The following is a 24,390-nucleotide window of genomic DNA, read 5'->3' as shown; positions in this document are numbered from 1 at the left end:
CGGGCGCCATGCTTTGGCAGCTGACTCAGATGTTGTGGGTTGGCGGCCTGTGGCTGTTGCATATCGGTCTGCTGCCGGTGCTGAGGCAAATTGGCTTGGCGCCGCTGCTGGTCGAAGAAATCACTTCGTTGCTCAGTGCATTGCTGGTTGGATTTGCAGCAGCGTGTCTGTTTCTACAGGCGCTGGTGCTGCTTAAGTCTGAGGGACTGGCAAGCTTGTGGCGGGATGTGCGAGGGCAACTGCTGATGATGGCGCTTTACGCGTGTGCGATGTATCTGGTCATACGTCTGGCATGGCCAGAAGCGCAGCAATGGCAGTTGTTCAGCTATCTTGTTCTGGGGTTTTCCGGCTTGCTGCTTGTGCTGCAGCCTGTTCCGGGGTGGAGTGGCAGGGTGCGCGAAGCACACCCTTGACCCTTGTCGACGTCAGTTGAAACGATGCACGTTCGACAATTGCTTGTTTACCTTGGCGTTCTTGCGGTAGATCAACGCCATTTTACCGATGACTTGCACCAAATCCGCTTTGCCTGCCTTGCACAGTTCAGCAATGGCTGCCAGGCGGGATTCGCGATCGAGGATGTTGAGCTTGATTTTGATCAGCTCATGATCGCTCAAAGCGCGTTCAAGTTCGGTTAGCACACCTTCGGTCAAACCGTTGTCAGCCACAGTCAATACTGGTTTCAGATGGTGGCCAATGGATTTGTACTGTTTCTTCTGCTCTTGAGTGAGCGGCATAATCTGACCCCTGCGTCTGATCTTGTAAAAAGCGGCGGCCAGTTTACCCGAGCGAGTCCGGGACCGCCCAGTTAATCACGACCGGTTTTATTTTTGAGGTGGCCCGTGGCCCGTTCCAAGACAAGCCTTAACTGGCTGAAAGAGCACTTCAACGACCCATTCGTCAAAATGGCGCAAAAAGATGGGTATCGTTCCCGTGCCAGCTACAAATTGCTGGAGATCCAGGAAAAGGACCGCCTTATCCGTCCTGGAATGAGCGTGGTCGACCTCGGCGCCGCGCCGGGTGGCTGGTCGCAGGTCACCAGTCGTCTGATTGGTGGGCAGGGGCGTTTGATCGCCTCCGATATCCTGGAAATGGACAGCATCCCGGATGTGACCTTCATTCAGGGTGACTTCACCGAGGATGCCGTCCTGGCAAAAATCCTCGAAGCCGTGGGAAATTCCGAGGTTGACCTTGTGATTTCCGATATGGCCCCCAATATGAGTGGGTTAGCGGCAGTTGATATGCCGCGGTCGATGTTCTTGTGTGAGTTGGCACTCGACCTCGCAGGCCGTGTATTGCGTCCGGGTGGCGACTTCTTGATCAAAATCTTCCAAGGTGAAGGCTTTGATGAGTACCACAAGAGCGTGCGGCAGATGTTCGACAAGGTACAGATGCGCAAACCAACCTCGTCGCGCGACCGTTCCCGTGAGCAGTACCTGTTGGGTCGCGGCTTTCGTGGGCGCAGCGAATAAAGGCAGTTTTTGACCAGGGCGATAGTAAATTCGTATTTCGCCCGGTGGGATCAAGCGAATATTGTGTAGTCTCCGTTTCACATAGGGTTACAGACAGCGCCTGCCAGAGCTGTAGGTAATGTAGTAAGTTAGGCCGGTGAATATCATGCGAAGCGCGCGCCAGTAGCGGAGCTTGCTTCAGAGGGTAGTTAATTGAACGACATGGCAAAGAATCTGATCCTTTGGTTGATCATCGCGGCTGTCCTGGTGACGGTGATGAACAACTTCTCCAGCCCTAACGAGCCGCAGACCCTCAACTATTCCGACTTCATCCAGCAAGTTAAGGATGGCAAGGTCGAGCGTGTAGCTGTCGATGGTTATGTGATTACCGGCAAGCGCAACGACGGTGACAGCTTCAAGACCATTCGTCCTGCGATTCAGGACAATGGCCTGATCGGCGACCTGGTGGATAACCACGTAGTCGTCGAAGGCAAGCAGCCTGAACAGCAAAGCATCTGGACTCAGCTCCTGGTTGCAAGCTTCCCGATCCTGGTCATCATCGCCGTCTTCATGTTCTTCATGCGGCAGATGCAGGGGGGCGCAGGCGGTAAAGGCGGCCCGATGAGCTTCGGGAAGAGCAAGGCTCGCCTGCTGTCGGAAGATCAAGTGAAAACGACCCTGGCGGACGTTGCAGGTTGTGACGAAGCCAAGGAAGAAGTCGGCGAGTTGGTTGAATTCCTGCGTGACCCGGGCAAGTTCCAGCGCCTGGGCGGCCGTATCCCGCGCGGTGTACTGATGGTCGGTCCTCCGGGTACCGGTAAGACCTTGCTGGCCAAGGCCATTGCTGGCGAAGCCAAGGTTCCGTTCTTCACCATCTCCGGTTCGGACTTTGTCGAGATGTTCGTGGGTGTGGGCGCAAGCCGTGTTCGCGACATGTTTGAGCAGGCCAAGAAGCACGCGCCTTGCATTATCTTCATCGACGAAATTGATGCCGTTGGTCGCCATCGTGGTGCCGGTATGGGCGGTGGTCATGACGAGCGCGAGCAGACACTTAACCAATTGCTGGTTGAGATGGATGGTTTTGAAATGAACGATGGCATCATTGTCATCGCTGCAACCAACCGTCCTGACGTATTGGACCCGGCGCTGTTGCGTCCAGGTCGCTTCGACCGTCAGGTTGTGGTTGGTTTGCCGGACATCCGTGGTCGTGAGCAGATCCTCAAGGTTCACATGCGCAAAGTGCCAATGGGCGATGACGTTGCTCCTGCCGTGATTGCGCGTGGTACTCCGGGCTTCTCCGGTGCTGACCTGGCCAACTTGGTGAACGAGGCTTCCTTGTTCGCTGCACGTGCCGGCAAGCGCATTGTCGAAATGAAAGAGTTCGAGCTGGCCAAAGACAAGATCATGATGGGGGCCGAGCGCAAATCCATGGTCATGTCGGAAAAAGAGAAGCAGAACACGGCTTATCACGAAGCCGGTCACGCCATTGTTGGGCGCGTCGTGCCTGAGCATGATCCGGTCTACAAGGTCTCGATCATTCCGCGTGGTCGTGCTTTGGGTGTCACCATGTTCCTTCCTGAAGAGGATCGCTACAGCCTGTCCAAGCGAGCGCTGATCAGTCAGATCTGTTCCTTGTACGGCGGTCGTATCGCTGAAGAAATGACCTTGGGCTTTGACGGTGTGACCACTGGCGCATCCAACGACATCATGCGTGCCAGCCAGATCGCTCGGAACATGGTGACCAAATGGGGCTTGTCCGAGAAGCTCGGTCCTCTGATGTATGCGGAAGAAGAGGGTGAAGTGTTCCTCGGTCGTAGCGCCGGCAGTCAGCAGGCGAGCCTGTCCGCTGAAACGGCCAAGTTGATCGACTCTGAAGTGCGCAGCATCATCGACCAGTGCTATGGCACCGCCAAGCAGATCCTCACGGACAACCGTGACAAGCTGGACGCCATGGCCGATGCCTTGATGAAGTACGAAACCATCGATGCCGAGCAAATTGACGACATCATGGCTGGGCGTCCGCCGCGTGAACCTCGTGATTGGGAGGGCGGTTCGGGTACTACACCTCCGGTAGTACAGAATGAGCGTCCTGAAACCCCTATCGGCGGCCCTGCTGCCGACCACTAAGGTTTTAAATGACTTCTGTTTCGTCCCTTACCCGGTTGCCTTGCGGCAACCGGGTTCTTGATTTGGCCCGGACGCATGTCATGGGCATCCTCAATGTCACTCCTGATTCCTTCTCTGATGGTGGCCGCTTCAGTCAGCTTGATGCTGCCTTACGACATGCCGAGGCGATGGTCGCGGCTGGCGCCACGCTGATCGATGTCGGTGGTGAGTCCACTCGGCCTGGTGCGCGTGCGGTTTCCCCGTTGGAGGAGTTGGAGCGGGTGGCTCCTATTGTCGAGCTCATTCACCGTGAGCTGGATGTGATCATCTCGGTTGATACTTCTACGCCTGCTGTTATGCGTGAGACAGCGCGACTTGGGGCGGGGTTGATCAACGACGTTCGCTCCCTGCAGCGCGATGGTGCCCTGGATGCCGCGGCAGCCACTGGTTTACCAGTATGTTTGATGCATATGCTCGGTGAGCCGGGAGATATGCAGGATAATCCGCATTACCTGAACGTCACGACTGAGGTTGGGGATTTCCTTGCTGAGCGTATGGCTCAATGCGCTGCGGTGGGTATCGAGGCTGAGCGAATCATTCTTGACCCGGGTTTTGGCTTTGCCAAAACCCTGCAGCACAACCTGAGCCTCTTCAAACACATGGAGGCTTTGCATGCCTTTGGGCGGCCGCTGTTGGTGGGCGTGTCCCGCAAGAGCATGATAGGTCACGCCCTGAATCGCCCGGTTGGTGAGCGTTTGTATGGCGGTCTTGCCCTTGCTGCATTAGCCATGACCAAAGGTGCGAAAATATTGCGTGTCCACGACGTGGCCGAAACGGTCGATGTGGTGCGAATGATTGCGGCAGTGGAAACAGCCGAATAAGAATGATGGAGTACTTATGACTAAAAAATATTTTGGCACCGACGGTATTCGTGGGCGCGTGGGTGTATACCCGATTACTCCTGACTTCATGCTCAAGCTCGGCTGGGCAACGGGGATGGCCTTTCGCAGTAAAGGGATCTGCCGTGTGCTGGTGGGCAAGGACACGCGAATTTCTGGTTACATGTTTGAATCAGCATTGGAGGCTGGGTTGTCTGCGGCAGGTGCTGATGTGATGTTGTTGGGGCCGATGCCGACCCCTGCCATCGCCTATCTCACGCGAACCTTCCATGCCGAAGCGGGAATTGTGATCAGTGCTTCGCACAATCCTCACGACGACAACGGCATCAAGTTTTTTTCCGGCGAGGGCACCAAGCTCCCGGACGACGTTGAGTTGATGATCGAGGAGTTGCTGGACGCGCCGATGACGGTGGTGGAGTCGAGCAAGCTGGGCAAGGTCTCTCGGATCAATGATGCGTCGGGGCGTTACATCGAGTTTTGCAAAAGCAGCGTGCCTTCCAGTACGAGTTTTGCTGGTCTCAAGGTGGTGCTGGATTGTGCTCACGGCGCAACTTATAAAGTTGCTCCGAGCGTTTTCCGCGAGTTGGGGGCTCAGGTCACTGTGCTTTCCGCTCAGCCCAACGGTTTGAACATCAATGAGAACTGCGGCTCGACCCATATGGAGTCGTTGCAGGCGGCGGTTCTGGCTGAGCATGCCGATCTGGGTATCGCCTTTGATGGTGATGGCGATCGAGTGTTGATGGTTGATCACACTGGTGCGGTGGTGGATGGCGATGAGTTGCTGTTTATCATTGCGCGTGACCTGCATGAGCGTGACAAATTGCGCGGCGGTGTGGTCGGTACGCTGATGAGCAACCTGGGGCTGGAGTTGGCCCTGGCTGACCTGGGTATTCCTTTTGTTCGTGCGAATGTCGGCGACCGCTATGTAATTGCTGAGCTGCTTGAGCGTAATTGGCAGGTCGGCGGTGAGAACTCCGGGCACATTGTGTGCTTCCGGCACGCCACCACCGGTGATGCGATCATCGCGGCGCTGCAGGTCCTGATGGCGCTCAGGGGGCGTGGCGAGAGTTTGTCCCAAGCTCGTCAGGCGTTGCGCAAGTGCCCGCAGGTCCTGGTCAATGTGCGCTTCTCGGGGGGCGATAACCCTCTCGAGCATCCAGCTGTCAAAGAGGCGTCCGCACGTGTCACCACAGCGATGGCGGGACGTGGGCGGGTATTACTGCGCAAGTCCGGGACTGAGCCTTTGGTGCGAGTCATGGTCGAAGGCGACGATGAAGTTCAGGTCCGCGGCTATGCTGACGAACTGGCAAAACTGGTTGCTGAAGTTTCTGCCTGATTTCGGCTTGCCAGTGTTGTTGTGGTTGGGTAACATCTGCGCCCACTTTGACCGACGAGGTACAGCATGCGTCGCACTATGGTAGCTGGTAACTGGAAGATGCACGGTACCCGCGCCAGTGTCGCTGAGCTGATTAACGGCCTTCGTCATCTGGCCTTGCCTAGCGGTGTTGATGTCGCGGTATTCCCGCCTTGCTTGTATATCAATCAAGTGATTGATGGCTTGAAGGGCAAGTCGATTTCGGTCGGCGCGCAGAATTCTGCGGTGGAATCCATGCAAGGTGCGCTGACAGGTGAAATTGCGCCGAGTCAGTTGGTGGATGCAGGTTGTTCCCTGGTGTTGATTGGGCACTCCGAACGCCGCCTGATTATGGGTGAGCGTGACGCGACGCTTAATCGCAAATTCGCAGCAGCACAGGCGTGCGGCCTCAAGCCGGTACTGTGTGTAGGGGAGACCCTAGAGCAGCGCGAAGCCGGGAAGACCCTTGAGGTTGTCGGGCGTCAGCTGGGCAGCATCATAGAAGAGTTAGGTGTTGGTGCGTTTGCCAATGCTGTTATTGCTTACGAGCCAGTCTGGGCCATTGGCACCGGGTTAACGGCTTCGCCGCAACAAGCGCAGGATGTGCATGCAGCCATTCGCGCGCAGTTGGCGGCAGAGAATTCTGAAGTGGCACGAGGTGTGCGGCTTCTATACGGCGGCAGCGTGAAGGCGGCCAATGCGGTCGAACTGTTCGGCATGCCGGATATCGATGGGGGGCTCATTGGTGGGGCTTCCCTGAATGCAGATGAGTTCGGTGCGATTTGTCGCGCCGCGGGAAACTGAAAAAATGCTGGAAACAGTCGTAGTCGTTTTTCATCTGCTGGGTGCGCTGGGCGTAGTTGCTCTGGTTTTGCTGCAGCAGGGTAAAGGTGCGGATGCTGGCGCGTCTTTCGGTGCAGGTGCTTCAAATACTGTGTTCGGAAGCCAAGGTTCCTCTACCTTTCTTAGTAAGTTTACTGCTATACTTGCCGCCGGTTTCTTCATGACCAGCTTAGGGTTAGGTTACTTTGCTAAAGAGAAAGCTCATGAGCTGACTCAGGTAGGTTTGCCAAACCCAGCAGTACTTGAAGTTCCAAAGCAACAACCGGCTTCTGATGATGTCCCGGTGCTCCAAGAGCAAAAGTCGGCAACTAATGCGACTGACGTACCTCCAGCTCAAGAGCAGAAGTAAGAAGGGTTTCATGCAGTAACGTAGTCTATGCCGAGGTGGTGGAATTGGTAGACACGCAACCTTGAGGTGGTTGTGCCCATAGGGTGTAGGGGTTCGAGTCCCCTTCTCGGTACCAATTATCAGGAGAGCCCGCTGTTGCGGGCTTTCTTGTAGGTGGAAGGTTACATTGACCCTCAAAGGGATCGGTCGTATACTTCCGCCCCAGCTTTGTCGCGGGGTGGAGCAGTCTGGTAGCTCGTCGGGCTCATAACCCGAAGGTCGTCGGTTCAAATCCGGCCCCCGCAACCAGTTTTAGCGGAGCCCCTTTTCAGGGGCTTTTTGTTAGCTGGACACTTTATAACGCCGCTATTCAACGGCGTTTCCGGGATGGGCGCTTCGCCCATTTTTTATTTGCACAAGCATGCACGAGGGGGTTCAGGTGTCGAGCAAGCTAGAACAGTTGCAGGCCTTGTTGGCCCCGGTGGTCGTGGCCCTTGGCTATGAATGCTGGGGTATTGAGTTTTCGGCTCAGGGTCGCCACTCAATGTTGCGCGTTTATATCGATAAAGAAGGCGGCGTGTTGGTGGACGATTGCGCCATCGTCAGCCGTCAGATCAGTGGTGTTCTGGATGTAGAAGATCCGATCGCCGTTGAATACACCCTTGAAGTTTCCTCTCCTGGCATGGAACGCCCACTGTTCACTCTTGAACAGTTTGCCAAGTATGTCGGCGAGCAAGTGAAGATCAAGCTGCGCTCGCCTTTCGAAGGTCGGCGTAATTTTCAGGGTCTTCTCCGCGGGGTGGAGGAGCAGGACGTAGTGGTGCAGGTGGATGACCACGAGTTCCTGTTGCCGATCGATATGATCGACAAGGCCAACATTATTCCCAGTTTTGACTGAGACGCGGATCCCGCGGATCCAATGGCTTGCGAAAGGCGAGGCGTACGATGAGCAAAGAAGTACTGCTGGTTGTTGAGTCGGTATCCAATGAAAAGGGTGTACCGGCAAGCGTGATTTTTGAAGCGCTGGAGCTGGCTCTGGCCACTGCTACCAAAAAGCGTTTTGAAGACGAAGTTGACCTGCGTGTGGAAATCAATCGCCACACCGGTGCCTATGAGACTTTCCGTCGCTGGACTGTTGTAGAAGAAGCAGATCTGGACGACCCGGCTGTAGAAACCTGGCCGAGCAAAGTTGCTGAAACCCATCCGGGTGCCAACGTCGGCGACGTCGTTGAAGAAAAGATCGAGTCCATCGAATTCGGCCGTATCGCTGCCCAGACCGCCAAACAGGTGATCGTGCAGAAGGTTCGCGAAGCTGAGCGTGCTCAGGTTGTCGACGCTTACCGCGAGCGCCTGGGCGAGATCATCTCCGGCACCGTGAAAAAAGTGACACGCGACAACGTGATCGTCGATCTGGGTAACAACGCCGAGGCGTTGCTGGCCCGTGAAGACATCATCTCCCGCGAGACTTTCCGGGTTGGCGTGCGTCTGCGTGCGCTGCTCAAGGAAATCCGCACCGAGAACCGCGGCCCGCAGCTGATCCTGTCGCGTACCGCGCCGGAAATGCTGATCGAGCTGTTCCGTATCGAAGTGCCGGAAATCGCTGAAGGCCTGATCGAAGTAATGGCCGCCTCCCGTGATCCGGGTTCGCGGGCCAAGATCGCCGTCCGTTCCAAAGACAAACGCATCGACCCGCAAGGCGCGTGCATTGGTATGCGCGGTTCGCGCGTCCAGGCCGTATCCGGCGAGTTGGGTGGTGAGCGTGTGGACATCGTCCTGTGGGACGAGAACCCGGCGCAGTTCGTGATCAACGCCATGTCCCCGGCTGAAGTCGCGGCAATTATCGTTGACGAAGATGCCCATGCAATGGACATCGCCGTTGGCGCAGACAATCTGGCTCAGGCCATCGGTCGCGGAGGTCAGAACGTGCGTCTGGCTAGCCAATTGACTGGCTGGACCCTGAACGTGATGACCGAATCGGACATCCAGGCTAAGCAGCAAGCAGAAACCGGCGACATCCTGCGCAACTTCATCGACGAGCTGGAAGTCGACGAAGAGCTGGCACAGGTGCTGGTAGATGAAGGCTTCACCAGCCTGGAAGAGATTGCCTACGTACCGTTGGAAGAAATGCTCAACATCGACGGCTTTGACGAAGACATCGTCAACGAGCTTCGCGCTCGGGCCAAGGATCGCTTGTTGACTAAAGCCATCGCTACTGAGGAAAAGCTGGCAGACGCCCATCCGGCCGAAGACCTGCTCTCGCTTGAGGGTATGGACAAGGATTTGGCGATGGAACTGGCGGTGCGCGGCGTAATTACCCGCGAAGACCTGGCCGAGCAGTCTATTGACGACCTGCTCGACATCGACGGCATTGACGATGATCGTGCCGGCAAGTTGATCATGGCCGCCCGAGCCCACTGGTTCGAGTAATTAGGCGCGGCCTGAGGAGAGAAGTGCATGACGCAAGTCACGGTGAAACAACTGGCCGATGAGGTCAAAACACCGGTAGAGCGCCTGTTGCAGCAGATGCGTGAGGCAGGTCTGCCGCACACCGCCGCCGAGGAACATGTGACCGACAGTGAGAAGCAATCGCTGCTGACTCACTTGAAAAGCAGCCACAAGGCGAAAGTGGAAGAACCGCGCAAGATCACTTTGCAGCGTAAAACCACCAGCACCCTGCGTGTTGCCGGTAGCAAAAGCATCAGCGTTGAAGTGCGTAAGAAGAAAGTCTTCGTACAGCGCAGCCCGGAAGAAATCGAAGCCGAGCGCCAACGTGAACTGGAAGAACGCCGCGCCGTAGAAAATGCAGCGCGTCAGAAGGCTGAAGAAGAAGCCAAGCGTCGCGCTGAAGAAGATGCGCGTCGCCAGCCTGCCACTGCGCAACCTGCGGTGACTGAAGCGGTTGCAGCCTCTGCTCCGGTAGTGGCCGAACCTGTGCAACAAGCACCGGTTGCCGCTCCTGCTCCAGCTGCAGATGCCCGTAAGCGTGACGAACCACGTCGCCCTGACAAACCACGCAGCGACGACAGCAATCGTCGTGGCAACGGTGATGGCGAGCGCAAAAACGCTCCGCATCGTGCGTCGGTCAAGGAAAAGGCGCCAGCGCCTCGCGTAGCTCCACGTACTACCGACGAAGAAAGCGATGGCTTCCGTCGTGGTGGTCGCGGCAAGGCCAAGCTGAAGAAACGCAACGCCCACGGTTTCCAGAGCCCAACCGGCCCTGTCGTGCGCGAAGTGAAGATCGGCGAGACCATCACTGTGGGCGACCTCGCCCAGCAGATGTCGGTCAAGGCTGCTGAAATCATCAAGTTCATGTTCAAGCTGGGCACCCCAGCCACCATCAACCAGGTACTGGATCAGGAAACTGCCCAACTGGTTGCTGAAGAGCTGGGCCACAAAGTGACCCTGGTCAGCGACACCGCCCTGGAAGATTCCCTGGCTGAGTCCCTGAAGTTTGAAGGTGAAGCGTTCTCCCGTGCTCCGGTTGTGACCGTAATGGGCCACGTTGACCACGGTAAGACCTCGCTGCTCGACTACATCCGTCGTGCCAAGGTAGCTGCTGGCGAAGCCGGTGGTATCACCCAGCACATCGGTGCGTACCACGTTGAAACCGAACGCGGCATGGTCACCTTCCTCGACACCCCTGGTCACGCCGCGTTTACCGCAATGCGTGCCCGTGGTGCCAAGGCGACCGACATCGTGATCCTGGTGGTTGCAGCGGACGACGGCGTGATGCCGCAGACCATTGAAGCTGTTCAGCACGCAGTAGCGGCTGGCGTTCCACTGGTTGTTGCAGTGAACAAGATCGACAAGCCAGGCGCTGACCTGGACCGCATCCGCAGCGAGCTGTCGGTGCACGGCGTGACTTCCGAAGAGTGGGGCGGTGATACGCCGTTCGTTCCGGTTTCCGCGAAGATGGGTACCGGTGTCGACGACCTGCTGGAAGCTGTCCTGCTGCAAGCCGAAGTTCTGGAACTCAAGGCGACTCCTTCGGCTCCTGGCCGCGGTGTCGTGGTTGAATCGCGTCTCGACAAAGGTCGTGGCCCGGTAGCAACCGTGCTGGTTCAAGACGGTACCCTGCGCCAAGGCGACATGGTCCTGGTCGGTTCGAACTATGGCCGCGTGCGCGCCATGCTCGACGAGAACGGCAAGCCAATCAAGGAAGCCGGTCCTTCCATCCCTGTCGAGATCCTCGGCCTGGACGGTACCCCGGACGCTGGCGACGAGATGAGCGTAGTGGCCGACGAGAAGAAAGCCCGTGAAGTGGCTCTGTTCCGTCAAGGCAAGTTCCGCGAAGTCAAGCTGGCCCGTGCTCACGCCGGCAAGCTGGAGAACATCTTCGAGAACATGGGTCAGGAAGAGAAGAAGACGCTCAACATCGTCCTCAAATCCGACGTCCGTGGTTCCCTGGAAGCTCTGCAGGGCGCGCTCAACGGCCTGGGCAACGACGAAGTGCAAGTGCGCGTAGTCGGCGGCGGTGTCGGTGGTATCACCGAATCTGACGCCAACCTGGCACTGGCTTCCAACGCTGTACTGTTCGGTTTCAACGTACGTGCCGATGCTGGCGCCCGTAAGATCGTCGAGCAGGAAGGTCTGGATATGCGTTACTACAACGTGATCTACGACATCATCGAAGACGTCAAGAAAGCCCTCACCGGCATGCTTGGCAGCGACGTCCGGGAGAACATCCTGGGTATTGCTGAAGTCCGCGATGTATTCCGCTCGCCGAAGTTCGGCGCGATCGCCGGTTGCATGGTTATCGAAGGTGTTGTGCACCGTAACCGTCCAATCCGTGTACTGCGTGAAGACATCGTTATCTTCGAGGGCGAGCTGGAATCCCTGCGCCGCTTCAAGGATGACGCTTCCGAAGTACGTGCCGGCATGGAATGCGGTATCGGCGTGAAGAGCTACAACGACGTCAAAGTCGGCGACAAAATCGAAGTCTTCGAGAAGGTTCAGGTTGCTCGCAGCCTCTAACTCGCGCACTTCAAGAGCCGCGATGGTCAGCCCCATGCATTTGCACGGCGCCATCAGCGGACTCTAAACGCAACGCCCGGTCTGGCTTCTGTCAGGCCGGGCGTTTGCCGCTTTCAGACCACACGGGTTTCACCGTGAGGCAGTAACAGGTAACAAGACATGGCAAAAGAATACAGCCGTACCCAACGTATCGGTGATCAGATGCAGCGTGAGCTGGCGCAACTGATCCGTCGTGAAGTCAAAGATCCCCGCGTCGGCCTGGTAACCATCACCGCCGTCGAAGTCAGCCGTGATGTGGGCCATGCGAAGATTTTCATCACCGTCATGGGCCAGGACAGCGCTGAAGACATCGCCCAGAGCATCAAGGTGCTGAACTCGGCAGCTGGCTTCCTGCGCATGCAGTTGGCCCGTGAAATGAAGCTGCGCAGCGTGCCGCAACTGCATTTCCACTACGACGAAAGCGTCGTGCGTGGTGCTCACCTGTCGGCCCTGATCGAGCGTGCCGTGGCAGAAGACAGCCAGCACCCAGTGGTCGCAGAACCCGAAGACACCAAGGAGTAATCGGTGGCTCAGGTCAAACGTATCCGTCGTAACGTCAGCGGCATCATCCTGCTGGACAAGCCGCTGGGGTTCACCTCCAACGCGGCTTTGCAGAAGGTTCGCTGGTTGCTCAACGCCGAGAAAGCCGGGCACACCGGTAGCCTCGATCCGTTGGCCACCGGCGTATTGCCGCTGTGCTTTGGCGAGGCCACCAAGTTCTCGCAATACCTGCTGGATTCAGACAAGGGTTATGAAACCCTGGCGCAGTTGGGCAAGACCACCACCACGGCGGATGCCGAAGGTGAAGTTTTGCAGACCCGCGAAGTGACCGTTGGTCGTACTGATATCGAAGCGGTATTGCCGGAATTTCGCGGTCAAATCAAACAGATACCGCCGATGTACTCCGCCCTCAAGCGTGATGGCCAGCCCCTTTATAAACTGGCCCGTGCCGGTGAAGTGGTGGAGCGCGAACCGCGTTCTGTTACTATTGCGCGCTTGGAATTACTCGCTTGCGAAGGCGATACTGCGCGCCTCGCGGTGGACTGCAGCAAAGGCACCTATATCCGCACCCTGGTGGAAGATATTGGTGAGAAGCTTGGCTGCGGCGCCTATGTTGCAGAACTGCGACGGACGCAGGCAGGCCCTTTCAGCCTGGCCCAGACGGTCACCCTGGAAGAGCTTGAAGCGGTACACGCCGAAGGCGGCAACGAAGCGGTCGACCGCTTCCTGATGCCATCGGACAGCGGCTTGCTGGATTGGCCGCTCTTGCAGTTCTCGGAACACAGTGCGTTCTACTGGCTCAATGGTCAGCCGGTGCGGGCTCCCGATGCACCGAAGTTCGGCATGGTGCGGGTACAGGATCACAACGGTCGCTTTATCGGTATCGGTGAAGTGAGCGAAGACGGGCGTATTGCGCCGCGTCGACTGATTCGGTCGGAATGACCGAAACCGGTCTGTGTAAAAGCAGGCTGGCGAGGGTGGCTGTTAACAGGCACGGTCACTGCTCATTTATAGATACAGGGATTTGTCCCTGGCCTGTTGAAGCTGTTTCTTTGAAACAGTTTCCTGATAAAAGGATTGCCTCATGGCTCTCGACGTTCAAGAAAAAGCTCAAATCGTAGCTGACTACCAGCAAGCTGTTGGTGACACTGGTTCGCCAGAAGTGCAAGTTGCACTGCTGACCCACAACATCAACAAACTGCAAGGTCACTTCAAGGCCAACGGTAAAGATCACCACTCCCGTCGTGGTCTGATCCGCATGGTTAACCAGCGTCGTAAGCTGCTGGACTACCTGAAAGGCAAGGACGTGAGCCGTTACAGCGCTCTGATCGCTCGCCTGGGTCTGCGTCGCTAATCAGCGATTGCGCTAGAGGTTGGTTGTCTGTCTTGCGTCAGTGGGTTTCCCGCTGGCGTAGGGCAGGCTCCCAGCCTCAAGTTTTATCTGGATACACGTTTTACCCTGGACAGGCGTTGGGCCGATTCCCGACATTGCCCAAGAATTTCGCAAGAAACCAGTTCCCCCAAGAGCCACAAAGAAGGTAGGACACCGTGAACCCGGTAATCAAAAAATTCCAGTTCGGTCAGTCGACCGTTACCCTCGAGACTGGCCGTATCGCCCGTCAGGCCTCCGGCGCAGTATTGGTCACCGTTGACGACGACGTCAGCGTATTGGTGACCGTGGTTGGCGCCAAGCAAGCCGATCCAGGCAAGGGCTTCTTCCCTCTGTCCGTTCACTACCAGGAAAAGACTTACGCTGCCGGTAAGATCCCTGGCGGTTTCTTCAAGCGCGAAGGCCGTCCTTCCGAGAAAGAAACCCTGACTTCCCGACTGATCGACCGTCCGATCCGTCCGCTGTTCCCTGAAGGCTTCATGAACGAAGTGCAGGTTGTCTGCACCGTCGTTTCCACCAGCAAGAAGACCGATCCGGACATCGCTGCGATGATCGGTACCTCGGCTGCCCTGGCCATCTCGGGCATCCCGTTCGACGGCCCTATCGGCGCCGCCCGTGTTGCTTTCCACGAAAGCACCGGCTACCTGCTAAACCCGACTTACGAGCAACAAGCTGCTTCGAGCCTGGACATGGTCGTTGCCGGTACTTCCGACGCCGTGCTGATGGTTGAATCGGAAGCCAAAGAGCTGACCGAAGACCAGATGCTGGGCGCGGTACTCTTTGCTCACGACGAGTTCCAGGTGGTGATCAACGCCGTTAAAGAACTGGCTGCCGAAGCTGCCAAGCCAACCTGGAACTGGGCCCCTGCGCCAGAAGCCACCGAACTGCTGGGCGCTATCCGTGCCGAGTTCGGCGAAGCCATCTCCCAGGCTTACACCATCACCGTCAAGGCCGATCGTTACGCACGCCTGGGCGAGCTGAAGGATCAAGTGGTTGCCAAGCTCTCCGGTGAAGAAGGCCAGCCTTCGTCCAGCGAAGTCAAAGCGGCTTTCGGCGAAATCGAATACCGCACCGTTCGCGAAAACATCGTAAACGGCAAGCCACGTATCGACGGTCGCGACACCAAGACCGTTCGTCCGCTGAATATCGAAGTCGGCGTTCTGCCGAAGACTCACGGTTCGGCACTGTTCACCCGTGGCGAAACCCAGGCCCTGGTCGTTGCAACCCTGGGCACCGCCCGTGACGCGCAACTGCTGGACACCCTGGAAGGCGAGAAAAAAGACCCGTTCATGCTGCACTACAACTTCCCGCCGTTCTCGGTAGGTGAGTGTGGTCGCATGGGTGGCGCCGGTCGTCGCGAAATCGGTCACGGCCGTCTGGCTCGTCGTTCGGTTTCGGCCATGCTGCCTGCTGCTGACGTGTTCCCGTACACCATCCGTGTGGTATCGGAAATCACCGAATCCAACGGTTCCAGCTCCATGGCTTCCGTTTGCGGTGCTTCCCTGGCCCTGATGGACGCTGGTGTGCCAATGAAGGCGCCGGTTGCCGGTATCGCCATGGGTCTGGTGAAGGAAGGCGAGAAATTCGCAGTCCTGACCGACATCCTGGGTGACGAAGACCACCTCGGCGACATGGACTTCAAAGTAGCCGGTACCGCCAAAGGCGTAACCGCGCTGCAGATGGACATCAAGATCAAAGGCATCACCGAAGAAATCATGGAGATCGCCCTGGGCCAGGCCCTGGAAGCTCGCCTGAACATCCTCGGTCAGATGAACCAGATCATCGGTCAGTCCCGTACCGAGCTGTCGGCCAACGCTCCGACCATGATCGCGATGAAGATCGACACCGACAAAATCCGTGATGTCATCGGTAAAGGCGGCGCGACCATCCGTGCGATCTGTGAAGAAACCAAGGCTTCGATCGACATCGAAGACGACGGTTCGATCAAGATCTTCGGCGAAACCAAGGAAGCTGCTGAAGCTGCTCGTCAGCGCGTACTGGGCATCACCGCAGAAGCCGAGATCGGCAAGATCTACGTCGGCAAGGTTGAGCGCATCGTCGACTTCGGCGCATTCGTCAACATCCTGCCGGGCAAGGACGGTCTGGTTCACATCTCCATGCTGAGCGACGCTCGCGTAGAGAAAGTGACCGACATTCTGAAAGAAGGCCAGGAAGTGGAAGTGCTGGTACTGGACGTGGACAACCGCGGCCGCATCAAGCTGTCCATCAAAGACGTGGCAGCAGCCAAGGCTTCGGGCGTTTAACGACCCCTTAGCACTACGCTGAACAAGCAAACGCCCCGACTGGTTCGGGGCGTTTTGCTGTGGGGCGCAAACAGGGTCGCCATTTGCCTGCCCCCGGAGGCAGTGCTAGGTTTAGCCCATGCCGGTGTAGCTCAGTCGGTAGAGCAGCGCACTCGTAACGCGAAGGTCGCAGGTTCGATTCCTGTCTCCGGCACCACTCCTTTCCGACTCATATGACTCTCGCCATTGCTCGGCAGCGGCCCTTTCAGGTGCTGGCCCCCGGGCTCATCTCACCTTGCGGCTCAGCTCATCGAGGCTGCGCTCTAGTCGGTCCAACTGACGGTCCTGATTGCTCACTGTACGCTTGAGGTCGGACAGTTCACTGCTGTTTGAACTGGAACCCGAACCCCCGTTGCGCTTGAGGTCTTCTACCTGCTTGCTGAGTTTGTCCAACTGGCGCTCCTGATCGCTGACGCTGCGCTTGAGGCTGGATTGGTCATTGCTGCTGGAGCTGGAACCATTGTTGCGTTTGAGCTCTTCGATGAGACGGGCCTGTTCGCTGACGGTTTTCTTCAGGCTCTCCACATCCGCGTTGCTGCGCTTCAGGCTGTCCTGCAGGTTCTGCAAGTCATTAGCACTGAAACGTGAGTTGTGTAGGGTGTAGACGCCGTGGGAATCGCGGCGAAGGGTGCCGATGCTGTCGGATGACGAGCCGTTGTCCGGGCTGAACTCGATACCGGCCTGGGCCGCCTGCGCCAGGGATGTGCCGCCCAGCAGCAAGGCCGCCAAGGCAGTGGCCAGAAGGGCTGGAGAGGAGGTTGAACGCTTGGGCATCACTGGGTTCCTTGTGAAGTGCCGATGTGGCACATCGCTATGACTGCGAATGTTGATTTCGGTTCCAGGGTGCAGGCCCGCCTGGGCGGCGGTGGTGTGGGGGTTTGTACAGGTTCTTAGGAAATTGATGTCGTGACCCATATAAATCGTGGGCCAAAGGTCCTATATTCAGACCCTGTCTGAGCACCAGCTTGCTGTTTTCAGATGATCCCGAATGGTTCTGAGGGCCAGATAAACCGGCATGTGCAGCGGTTTTTTGCGGCAAAGAGATCCCAACGATCCAGATCCATCTTCCATTCCTATGATCAGAGAGAACGAGATGATTCCTAAAGAAGCAAGAATCGACGTAGCGCTTGAAAGGTACTTGGCTGCCACGCCTTCCTTGCAAGAAGAAATCAGTGCCCTGAGCCCGCAAGAGCAGAAGCAGCAGGCGCAGTGGGCTTTTGAGGACGAGGCGGAGTCGCGGGGCATCGAGCCCTGGGAGCTGGTTCTGGACCTGGTGGCCGAGAACCCGGAAGAGCTCAAGGCCATGCGCCTTGAAGTGCATCAGGAAGTGGCTGAAGCACTGGGCATGGACCTGCAGGACTATCTGGAACTCAACGAAATCGAAGTATGACCCGAGCGCCAGCCTGATCAGGGCTGGCGTTTTTCCTGGATCAGATGCTCAGGCGCATCGACAGGTCCACGGCCTTCACATCCTTGGTCATCGCACCAATGGAGATGTAATCGACGCCGGTTTCGGCGATCGGGCGCAAGGTGCTTTCATTGATCCCGCCGCTGGCCTCGAGCTTGGCCTTGCCGGCATTCAGGCGCACCGCTTCGCGCATGTCATCCAGGCTCAGTTCATCGAGCATGATGATGTCGGCACCCGCCGCCAGCGCTTCCTGAAGCTCCTCCAGGCTTTCCACCTCGATTTCCACCGGCTTGCCCGGGGCAATCTTGTGGGCGGCCGCAATGGCCTGGGCAACGCCACCGCACGCCGCAATGTGGTTTTCCTTGATCAGGAAGGCGTCGTACAGCCCGATGCGGTGGTTATGGCAGCCGCCGCAGGTCACCGCGTACTTTTGCGCCAGACGCAGCCCCGGAAGGGTCTTGCGGGTATCCAGCAGCTTGACCTGGGTGTCAGCGACGAAATCGGCGTAGTACTGGGCGCGGGTCGCCACGCCAGACAGCAATTGCAGGAAGTTCAGCGCGCACCGTTCGCCACTGAGCAGCGACCGGGCCGGGCCTTCGAGGTGAAACAGCACCTGGTTGGGGCTGACCCGCTCGCCATCGGCGACCTGCCAATGCACCGCCACCCGTGGATCCAACTGGCGAAATACCGCGTCGACCCAGGCCGTGCCGCTGATGACGGCGGCTTCACGGGTGATGATGGTGGCTTTGGCCAGGCGTTCGGCCGGGATCAGTTGCGCGGTGATGTCGCCGTTGCCGATGTCTTCCAGCAACGCGCGGCGCACATTGGCTTCGATTTCGGCGGTCAAGTCGGCGAGGCGTAGATTCGGCATAACGGGCTCCACAAACAAAGTGCGCCGATTATAGGGCCATGGCCTTGGCGAACCCAAGGCGGCAAATACCTTCACCTCCGGCGAACCTGAATTGGCTCGGCTTGTCTGAGACTTCAGGCAGTGACGGCGCAGGCTAATTGAAGACGCGTTGCAGAGTCTGCTGGCACAAGAGGGGGCTTTTGCCAGATAATCCGCCTTTCGATTGACGTCATAGCTTTGACGTTCCTTGATTCCCTCTCAATACCGACGTGCAGTGGAGTGCACCTGCTTCCGCTGAGAGCCGACTGTGAGCGTTGTCGGCGCATTATTCGAACCGAAGAACCACCTTTCAGGAGGCTTGGATGCACAACGACGGGAATGTAGTGCCTTTGCACAAGGCGGCTACAGATCAGGCGACGGCTTCGCCGCTTGCCCGCCTGCCTGTGCTGCTGCTTCAGGTTCGTGACAAGGCGGCCCAGCAACTGCGCCATGGCCTGCAGGAACTGTTCGATAACGCCGACGATACCCTCTTCGAAATGGCCGACCGGGCGCAGAACAACGTCGACCAGAACACGTTCTTCGAAGCCATGCGCGACCTGCGCCTCAAGCGCAAAAGCATTGAGCGCGCGTTCCTCGAACAATTCTTCGAAGCCTTTGCCGGCCTGGTGCAGTACGAGCCGCCGCTGAGCCTGCCGACCTCGACGGTCGACGATTCGGCCCAAACCACCGATGACCTGGAAAAGGCCGTGGCCCTGGAAGCCATGGTGGCCAAGGTACTCAAGCGCGACGGGCTGGTCCTTGGGCAGTTGACCGCGCGTTTGAGTGCACTGTTGGGCAAGCACCTGGATGAGCAAAGCAACCCCATGGGCCCGGGCAGGCTTTGTGGGTACTTCATGCAGGCCGGGCGCAGCCTGGGGGTGGAGATCAAGGTCAAGCTGATCATCCTCAAACTCTTCGAACGCTACGTGCTCAGCGACGCCGACCATCTGTACGCCGAAGCCAACCAATTGCTGATCGTCACCGGCGTGTTGCCTGAGTTGCTGCCCACGCCGTCGCGCCGGGCCACCGACCGGGCGGTCAACCGCAGTTCATACACTGCGCAGGCGTCCACTCCGGCTGGTGCGGGCCCTTCGACAAACGACGACAGCGTCCATGAAGTCTTCGGTGCATTGCAGGCGCTGCTGTTTCACGTACGCGGCAGCGTCGCCCCGACCCTGGAAGCCAGCGCTGAGACCCAGCCCATTTCCACTCGCGACTTGCTGCGCCTGCTGTCGCACTTGCAGCAATATGTGCCGGCCCACAGTGCCTTGGACGATTTCGACCTGCGTAACCAATTGGAGCAGCTACTGACCCGGGTCAGCGTCAAGAGTGGCAAGTCGCGGGTGGTCGATGTGGTCGACGAGGACGTGATCAACCTGATCGCCATGCTCTTCGAGTGCATCCTCGACGACCGCAACCTGCCGGACTCCCTCAAGGCGCTGATTGGCCGCCTGCAGATCCCCATGCTCAAGGTGGCGGTACTCGACAAGAGCTTCTTCAGCCGCGGTAATCACCCGGCCCGGCGCCTGCTCAATGAAATCGCCACGGCGGCCATGGGCTGGGAAGCCTGCGACGATGGCCAGCGCGACAGCCTGTACCTGCGGATCGAGCAGGTGGTGCAGCGTTTGCTGAATGATTTTGTCGACGACCCGGCGATTTTTTCAGAGCTGCTGGCGGACTTCCTGGTATTCGCCACCGACGAGCGCCGTCGCAGCGAGTTGCTGGAACAGCGCACACGGGATGCCGAAGAGGGCCGAGCCAAGGCCGAACTGGCCCGGCGTTGCGTCGAGCAGGCACTCAATGATGCGTTGCTGGGCAAAGTCTTGCCCCAAGTGGTGGTGGAGTTCGTCGAGCAGGCCTGGAGCCAGGTATTGCTGCTCAGTTGGCTCAAGCACGGCGAAGCGTCGATGGAGTGGCAGGCCGCGCTGAACATCATGGAGGAGCTGATCTGGAGTGTGCAGCGTCACTCGCAACCGGATGCCGCAATGCGCTTACTGGCGCTGGTGCCGGGCCTGCTCAAAGGCTTGCGCGACGGCTTGAGCAGCGCCGCGTTCGACCCCTTTGCCACCAGTGAATTCTTCAGCCAACTGGAGGCCCTGCACCTGGACCTGTTCGAGCAACAGGCCGAGGCTTCGGTGGCGGTGATCGACGCCGCACGCTCGCCGCTGGTCAAGGTCGAGCAGGAAATCGTCCTGCCGTCCGCCGAAGAGGGCCCTCTTGAGGCGGCGCCGCTGGCCCTGGCGGCGACCGACCCGGGCGTGCTCCAGGTCGACCAGTTGCGCCTGGGCGCGTGGGTCGAGTTCCTCGAGGACGACGACATCAACGTGCGCTGCAAATTGGCGGCAATCGTCGAGCAGCCGGTGGCCAAGTACATCTTCGTCAACCGCACCGGGATGAAGGTCCTGGAGCGCACGCGCATGGGGCTGGCCCTGGAGTTTCAGCGCGGTGCGGTGCGTACGCTGGACGATACTCTGCTGTTCGACCGGGCACTGGAGTCGGTGATCGGCACCTTGCAACGGCTCAATCGCGGCAAGTGATCGCAACCTGTGGGGCGAACGCGGCATACTGAGCCACCCAAGGCTTTAGTTGAAGGAAACGGTATGCGGTTGGACCCTGCCACGGGTTGGTTTCACGGTGTGCGTCATTGCCCATCACCCAATTTCAATGAGCGCCCGGGGGGCGAAATCTCCCTGCTGGTGATTCACAACATCAGCCTGCCGCCGGCCCAGTTCGCTACGGGCAAGGTGCAGGAATTCTTCCAGAATCGCCTGGATGTCACCGAACACCCTTACTTTCTCGGGATCGCCGATTTGCGCGTGTCGGCGCACTTTCTGATTGAGCGCGACGGCGGCGTGACCCAGTTTGTCTCTTGCCTGGACCGGGCCTGGCACGCCGGGGTGTCCTGTTTCGAGGGACGCGAGACGTGCAATGACTTTTCCCTGGGGATCGAGCTGGAAGGCACCGACGAGTTGCCGTTCACCGATGCCCAGTACACGGCCTTGATTCGCCTGACCCGGCAGTTGCGGGCAGCGTTCAGCGGCATCACCGTGCAGCGCATTTGTGGGCACAGCGATATCGCTCCCGGGCGCAAGACTGACCCGGGGCCAGGATTCGATTGGGCGCGTTATCGTGCCGCTTTGGAGCAGGGGGAAGAACAATGAGTTTTCTGGTGTTGCTGCTGGCGGTGTGGGTCGAGAAGTTCTCCGCGCTGCGTCAACGTATCCAGCGGGACGGCCCTTGGTTGGGCGAGCTGGCTAGGCTGGAAGCCAGTCCCCGGTTAAGCCAGCGTCCCTGGCTGACCTTGGTGTTGCTGGTGCTGGTGCCGGTGTTGCTGTTGGGCCTGCTGCTGTGGGCGCTGGAGCCGCTGCTTTATGGCTTGCTGGCCCTGCCGGTGCACCTGCTGGTGCTGATTTACGCCCTGGGCCGTGGCGATCTGCTGGCGGGCCTGGGCCCGTTCCGTGACGCCTGGCGCCGAGAGGACTTGCAAGCCTCGGCCCATGTCGCCCAGCGCGACCTGAACATCTGCGCCGAGAGTGGCGAACAACTGCTGGAGCGGGTTCAGGGGCACTTGTTGTGGCAGGCCTACCAGAGCTTTTTCGCGGTGATCTTCTGGTACTTCCTGCTGGGGCCGGTGGCAGCCTTGAGTTATCGCCTGCTGGCCCTGGCCGCCGAGCGGGGCCAAAACCCGGCACTGGTGGAGCGCGCCGCACAACTTAGGCACGCCTTCGACTGGCTGCCGGTGCGCCTGCTGGCGGCCAGCTTTGCTTTGGTGGGCAATTTCGTGGCGGTCAGCCGGGTGATGCTCCACGAATTGCTGAACTGGAACATCAGCGCTGCGCAGTTGGTGGAAAAGGTCGGCCTGGTGGCGGGGGAGATCCCGGCACCGGCGGCGGGCGCCGATGGCATCAACAGCCTGGACCGGATCTGGGAGCTGCTGCTGCGTGCGGCGGTGCTCTGGTACGCCGGCTTTGCCCTGTGGACCCTGTTGCTCTGATCCCAGCGAGTGGCGAGGCACCTGCCTCGCCACGGCTTCCTTCCCAGACGGCCCTTGGCCGTGTCCCGCTGACCGCCCTTAAGCGCGGTTAACTTTAAGTTACAAAACCTCCAGTGGATTTGCGCTATACAGAAACAGCGTCGAAATAGTGGCGATCTGCTGCTTTCTCGTGCCTGCCCATAACAATAAAACAATTGGGGGACTTCCTTGTGAAGCGCTTGCTCTATCCCGCCGTGGCCCTGATGAACCGCCTGAGCTTTGGCATGAAGTTCAGCCTGATCAGCGTGTTGTTTTTCCTGCCGATGCTGGTCACCAACTTTTACCTGGTGCGCGATGCCTATCGCGAGTTCCAGGGCACTCAGGTGGAGCTGCAAAGCCTTGACCTGTTGGGCAGCAGCCTGAGCCTGCGGCGCGACCTGGAAACCCTCAACAACCTGGTGCAGATCAACACCAGCCTGGGGCAATCGGGCAAGGCGGGGGATATTGAAGGCACCATCAACGCTCTGGAGCAGACTGTGCTTGAGCGTCTGCAGGGGTTGCACGCGGTGACGGTGGAGCCTGAGCAGGTCGAGGTCTTCGACGGCAAGCGTGACGAACTGATTGCCGCGTTCAAGGCGCAGCAGGCGGAAAAATCCCTGCAAAGCAAAAGTGCAATGATCGGCAAGCTGCTGGGCAGCGCACAGATTTTCAGCCAGATCATCGCCAGCCAGTCGGGCCTGAGCCGCGACAGCCAGAGCGACATTCGCCAACTCAGCGAATTGATCACCAGCGTCACTCCGCAAATCACCCAGACCCTGGGCGAGGGCCGGGCCATGGGCGCCTACTCCCTGGGCCTGGGCTTTTTGAATTCATCCTCCAGCACGCGCTTCGACGAGCTGTTGGTGCAGATCGAAAAACTGCAGGCCGAGTATGGCCTCAAGTTGCAGGACGCGCTGGCCGCCAGCCCGGCGGCTCGCAGCGTACTGCAAGCCCGCGCCGATGCCAGCCGGGGCTCCCTCAAGCAGGCCAGCGAGCTGTTCGAAGAGCAGGTGGTGATGGCCGATACCCTCGACGCGCCCTGGCAGGGCTTTTATGACCAGCTCAGCGGTTTCATGGCCCAGACCTACGCGCTCAACGAGGCGACCCTGGGCTTCCTTGCGGTGGAACTGCAACAGCGCCTGGAGCAGAACCGCAGCCAGATGGTCCTGCTGGTCTTGGCCCTGGCGGCGGTGTTCCTCCTGATTGTTTACCTGTATGGCGGCTTCTATGCCTCGACCCGCACCACCCTCAAGCGCTTGGGCGGCGTGATGGACAAGGTGGCCGCCGGCGACATGACTGTCAGCTTCACCGCCCACAGCCGTGATGAGCTGGGTGAGTTGGGCAAGGTGTTCAACGGCACGGTGCTGAAGATCCACGACCTGATCGAGCGCGTGGGGCAGACGGTCGACGAAGTCGAGCGCCAGGCCGGCCAGGTGGAGAACGTCTCGGCCCAGAGCAACCAGGCGGTGGCCGGTCAGCGCAACCAGATCGAACTCGTGGCCACGGCGATGAACCAGATGTCCGCCACCGCCCAGGAGGTGGCGCGCAGTGCTGCGGCGGCGGTCAGCAGCGCCCACAGCGTGAATGACGAAACCCTCAGCGGGCGCGGGCTGGTGGAGTCCCAGCAAGGCAGCATTGCCCGGCTGGCCAGCGAGATCGACCAGTCAGTGGTGGTAATCAACCAACTGGCCAGCGACAGCCAGTCCATCAGCCGGGTGCTGGAAGTGATCAAAAGCATCGCCGAACAGACCAACCTCCCAAGGTCGGCCTGTTCCACTATGACCCGATCGAAAACCTGACGCTGGTGCGCCCCAGCGAGCAACAACTGGTGCTGTGCCGTGGTTTCGAACGCAAGGAAACCTACGTCCGCTACGGCCAGCGTTATCTGCTGAGCGG

The 24,390-nt window shown here is 58.8% G+C and carries 21 protein-coding genes, 3 tRNA genes and 1 pseudogene; 22 read left to right on the top strand and 3 right to left on the bottom strand.

Annotation, left to right across the window (positions count from 1 at the left end; all coding sequences use genetic code 11):
- Positions 1 to 8 precede the first annotated feature (8 nt).
- Complete coding sequence (locus M1B34_RS15235; protein WP_268265578.1) at positions 9 to 413, top strand: MFS transporter; 405 nt, start codon at positions 9 to 11, stop codon at positions 411 to 413.
- A 12-nt stretch (positions 414 to 425) separates the two neighbouring features.
- Here M1B34_RS15235 and M1B34_RS15230 read toward each other — a convergent pair whose 3' ends face one another.
- Positions 426 to 734 carry a YhbY family RNA-binding protein gene (locus M1B34_RS15230; RefSeq protein WP_123337318.1) on the bottom strand — a complete coding sequence of 103 codons (309 nt, stop codon included), beginning with the start codon at positions 732 to 734 and terminating at the stop codon, positions 426 to 428.
- 105 nt (positions 735 to 839) lie between these two features.
- Between M1B34_RS15230 and rlmE the strand changes: the two genes are divergently transcribed.
- The 16 genes from rlmE (at position 840) to M1B34_RS15150 (ending at position 16,342) form a co-directional block, all read left to right on the top strand.
- Entirely contained in the window at positions 840 to 1,469 is a 630-nt protein-coding gene (gene rlmE / locus M1B34_RS15225; protein ID WP_123337316.1) for a 23S rRNA (uridine(2552)-2'-O)-methyltransferase RlmE, read from the top strand.
- A gap of 201 nt (positions 1,470 to 1,670) precedes the next feature.
- Complete coding sequence (gene ftsH, locus M1B34_RS15220) at positions 1,671 to 3,575, top strand: ATP-dependent zinc metalloprotease FtsH (protein ID WP_123337314.1); 1,905 nt, start codon at positions 1,671 to 1,673, stop codon at positions 3,573 to 3,575.
- An 8-nt stretch (positions 3,576 to 3,583) separates the two neighbouring features.
- A complete protein-coding gene (folP, locus tag M1B34_RS15215; RefSeq protein WP_268263775.1) occupies positions 3,584 to 4,435 on the top strand; it encodes a dihydropteroate synthase in 852 nt (283 codons plus the stop codon).
- A gap of 16 nt (positions 4,436 to 4,451) precedes the next feature.
- The gene (glmM, locus tag M1B34_RS15210; RefSeq protein WP_268265542.1) at positions 4,452 to 5,789 is read left to right on the top strand and encodes a phosphoglucosamine mutase; all 1,338 of its coding nucleotides are present in this window, start codon (positions 4,452 to 4,454) and stop codon (positions 5,787 to 5,789) included.
- A 66-nt stretch (positions 5,790 to 5,855) separates the two neighbouring features.
- Positions 5,856 to 6,611, top strand: a complete 756-nt coding sequence (tpiA, locus tag M1B34_RS15205) for a triose-phosphate isomerase (RefSeq protein WP_123337308.1) — start codon at positions 5,856 to 5,858, stop codon at positions 6,609 to 6,611.
- A gap of 4 nt (positions 6,612 to 6,615) precedes the next feature.
- Complete coding sequence (secG, locus tag M1B34_RS15200; protein WP_123337306.1) at positions 6,616 to 6,999, top strand: preprotein translocase subunit SecG; 384 nt, start codon at positions 6,616 to 6,618, stop codon at positions 6,997 to 6,999.
- Positions 7,000 to 7,028: 29 nt separating this feature from the next.
- Positions 7,029 to 7,114 (top strand) — tRNA-Leu (locus M1B34_RS15195).
- 96 nt (positions 7,115 to 7,210) lie between these two features.
- Positions 7,211 to 7,287: transfer RNA gene (locus tag M1B34_RS15190), tRNA-Met, on the top strand.
- A 130-nt stretch (positions 7,288 to 7,417) separates the two neighbouring features.
- On the top strand, positions 7,418 to 7,876 hold the full coding sequence (rimP, locus tag M1B34_RS15185; protein ID WP_185039427.1) for a ribosome maturation factor RimP: 459 nt from the start codon (positions 7,418 to 7,420) through the stop codon (positions 7,874 to 7,876).
- A 47-nt stretch (positions 7,877 to 7,923) separates the two neighbouring features.
- Positions 7,924 to 9,405, top strand: coding sequence for a transcription termination factor NusA (nusA, locus tag M1B34_RS15180; RefSeq protein WP_123337302.1), 1,482 nt, complete (start codon positions 7,924 to 7,926; stop codon positions 9,403 to 9,405).
- 27 nt (positions 9,406 to 9,432) lie between these two features.
- A complete protein-coding gene (gene infB, locus M1B34_RS15175) occupies positions 9,433 to 11,952 on the top strand; it encodes a translation initiation factor IF-2 (protein ID WP_268265541.1) in 2,520 nt (839 codons plus the stop codon).
- Positions 11,953 to 12,111: 159 nt separating this feature from the next.
- Positions 12,112 to 12,513 carry a 30S ribosome-binding factor RbfA gene (gene rbfA, locus M1B34_RS15170; protein ID WP_123337298.1) on the top strand — a complete coding sequence of 134 codons (402 nt, stop codon included), beginning with the start codon at positions 12,112 to 12,114 and terminating at the stop codon, positions 12,511 to 12,513.
- A gap of 3 nt (positions 12,514 to 12,516) precedes the next feature.
- Positions 12,517 to 13,434, top strand: coding sequence for a tRNA pseudouridine(55) synthase TruB (gene truB, locus M1B34_RS15165; protein ID WP_123337296.1), 918 nt, complete (start codon positions 12,517 to 12,519; stop codon positions 13,432 to 13,434).
- 142 nt (positions 13,435 to 13,576) lie between these two features.
- Positions 13,577 to 13,846, top strand: a complete 270-nt coding sequence (gene rpsO, locus M1B34_RS15160; protein ID WP_003197723.1) for a 30S ribosomal protein S15 — start codon at positions 13,577 to 13,579, stop codon at positions 13,844 to 13,846.
- Between the two features lie 194 nt (positions 13,847 to 14,040).
- Positions 14,041 to 16,146 (top strand): polyribonucleotide nucleotidyltransferase, encoded by a 2,106-nt coding sequence (pnp, locus tag M1B34_RS15155; protein WP_186615915.1) that lies wholly within the window; start codon positions 14,041 to 14,043, stop codon positions 16,144 to 16,146.
- 120 nt (positions 16,147 to 16,266) lie between these two features.
- Positions 16,267 to 16,342 (top strand) — tRNA-Thr (locus tag M1B34_RS15150).
- Positions 16,343 to 16,410: 68 nt separating this feature from the next.
- On the opposite strand, the gene M1B34_RS15145 is transcribed toward M1B34_RS15150, so the two are convergent.
- Complete coding sequence (locus tag M1B34_RS15145) at positions 16,411 to 16,959, bottom strand: hypothetical protein (RefSeq protein ID WP_268265540.1); 549 nt, start codon at positions 16,957 to 16,959, stop codon at positions 16,411 to 16,413.
- A gap of 319 nt (positions 16,960 to 17,278) precedes the next feature.
- Here M1B34_RS15145 and M1B34_RS15140 point away from each other — a divergent pair, with 319 nt between their 5' ends.
- Positions 17,279 to 17,575, top strand: a complete 297-nt coding sequence (locus tag M1B34_RS15140; RefSeq protein ID WP_185039425.1) for a DUF6388 family protein — start codon at positions 17,279 to 17,281, stop codon at positions 17,573 to 17,575.
- A 40-nt stretch (positions 17,576 to 17,615) separates the two neighbouring features.
- Here M1B34_RS15140 and nadC read toward each other — a convergent pair whose 3' ends face one another.
- On the bottom strand, positions 17,616 to 18,464 hold the full coding sequence (gene nadC, locus M1B34_RS15135) for a carboxylating nicotinate-nucleotide diphosphorylase (protein ID WP_268263882.1): 849 nt from the start codon (positions 18,462 to 18,464) through the stop codon (positions 17,616 to 17,618).
- Between the two features lie 341 nt (positions 18,465 to 18,805).
- Here nadC and M1B34_RS15130 point away from each other — a divergent pair, with 341 nt between their 5' ends.
- The 4 genes and pseudogenes from M1B34_RS15130 to M1B34_RS15115 form a co-directional block, all read left to right on the top strand.
- A complete protein-coding gene (locus M1B34_RS15130; RefSeq protein ID WP_268265539.1) occupies positions 18,806 to 21,019 on the top strand; it encodes a DUF1631 domain-containing protein in 2,214 nt (737 codons plus the stop codon).
- Between the two features lie 63 nt (positions 21,020 to 21,082).
- Positions 21,083 to 21,643 (top strand): 1,6-anhydro-N-acetylmuramyl-L-alanine amidase AmpD, encoded by a 561-nt coding sequence (gene ampD / locus M1B34_RS15125; RefSeq protein WP_123337286.1) that lies wholly within the window; start codon positions 21,083 to 21,085, stop codon positions 21,641 to 21,643.
- Complete coding sequence (ampE, locus tag M1B34_RS15120; protein ID WP_123337284.1) at positions 21,640 to 22,476, top strand: regulatory signaling modulator protein AmpE; 837 nt, start codon at positions 21,640 to 21,642, stop codon at positions 22,474 to 22,476. The genes ampD and ampE overlap by 4 nt, the downstream gene beginning before the upstream one ends.
- 209 nt (positions 22,477 to 22,685) lie before the next feature.
- Positions 22,686 to 24,251, top strand: a pseudogene (locus M1B34_RS15115) (methyl-accepting chemotaxis protein); the annotation flags it as partial.
- Positions 24,252 to 24,390 lie beyond the last annotated feature (139 nt).

This window comes from Pseudomonas morbosilactucae (assembly GCF_023241715.1).
GTDB lineage: Bacteria > Pseudomonadota > Gammaproteobacteria > Pseudomonadales > Pseudomonadaceae > Aquipseudomonas > Aquipseudomonas morbosilactucae.
The sequence above is the reverse complement of the archived record's forward strand: the minus strand, read 5'-3'. Positions and strand labels throughout refer to the sequence as shown.

Excerpts from the sequence above, each read along its gene's own strand:
- glmM (WP_268265542.1), top strand. The coding sequence starts at position 4,452 with ATGACTAAAAAATATTTTGGCACCGACGGTATTCGTGGGCGCGTGGGT.
- M1B34_RS15145 (WP_268265540.1), bottom strand. The coding sequence starts at position 16,959 with ATGCCCAAGCGTTCAACCTCCTCTCCAGCCCTTCTGGCCACTGCCTTG.
- M1B34_RS15235 (WP_268265578.1), top strand. The coding sequence starts at position 9 with ATGCTTTGGCAGCTGACTCAGATGTTGTGGGTTGGCGGCCTGTGGCTG.
- folP (WP_268263775.1), top strand. The coding sequence starts at position 3,584 with ATGACTTCTGTTTCGTCCCTTACCCGGTTGCCTTGCGGCAACCGGGTT.
- ampD (WP_123337286.1), top strand. The coding sequence starts at position 21,083 with ATGCGGTTGGACCCTGCCACGGGTTGGTTTCACGGTGTGCGTCATTGC.
- ampE (WP_123337284.1), top strand. The coding sequence starts at position 21,640 with ATGAGTTTTCTGGTGTTGCTGCTGGCGGTGTGGGTCGAGAAGTTCTCC.
- infB (WP_268265541.1), top strand. The coding sequence starts at position 9,433 with ATGACGCAAGTCACGGTGAAACAACTGGCCGATGAGGTCAAAACACCG.
- rpsO (WP_003197723.1), top strand. The coding sequence starts at position 13,577 with ATGGCTCTCGACGTTCAAGAAAAAGCTCAAATCGTAGCTGACTACCAG.
- rbfA (WP_123337298.1), top strand. The coding sequence starts at position 12,112 with ATGGCAAAAGAATACAGCCGTACCCAACGTATCGGTGATCAGATGCAG.
- ftsH (WP_123337314.1), top strand. The coding sequence starts at position 1,671 with ATGGCAAAGAATCTGATCCTTTGGTTGATCATCGCGGCTGTCCTGGTG.
- nadC (WP_268263882.1), bottom strand. The coding sequence starts at position 18,464 with ATGCCGAATCTACGCCTCGCCGACTTGACCGCCGAAATCGAAGCCAAT.
- M1B34_RS15140 (WP_185039425.1), top strand. The coding sequence starts at position 17,279 with ATGATTCCTAAAGAAGCAAGAATCGACGTAGCGCTTGAAAGGTACTTG.
- M1B34_RS15130 (WP_268265539.1), top strand. The coding sequence starts at position 18,806 with ATGCACAACGACGGGAATGTAGTGCCTTTGCACAAGGCGGCTACAGAT.
- secG (WP_123337306.1), top strand. The coding sequence starts at position 6,616 with ATGCTGGAAACAGTCGTAGTCGTTTTTCATCTGCTGGGTGCGCTGGGC.
- nusA (WP_123337302.1), top strand. The coding sequence starts at position 7,924 with ATGAGCAAAGAAGTACTGCTGGTTGTTGAGTCGGTATCCAATGAAAAG.
- M1B34_RS15230 (WP_123337318.1), bottom strand. The coding sequence starts at position 734 with ATGCCGCTCACTCAAGAGCAGAAGAAACAGTACAAATCCATTGGCCAC.
- tpiA (WP_123337308.1), top strand. The coding sequence starts at position 5,856 with ATGCGTCGCACTATGGTAGCTGGTAACTGGAAGATGCACGGTACCCGC.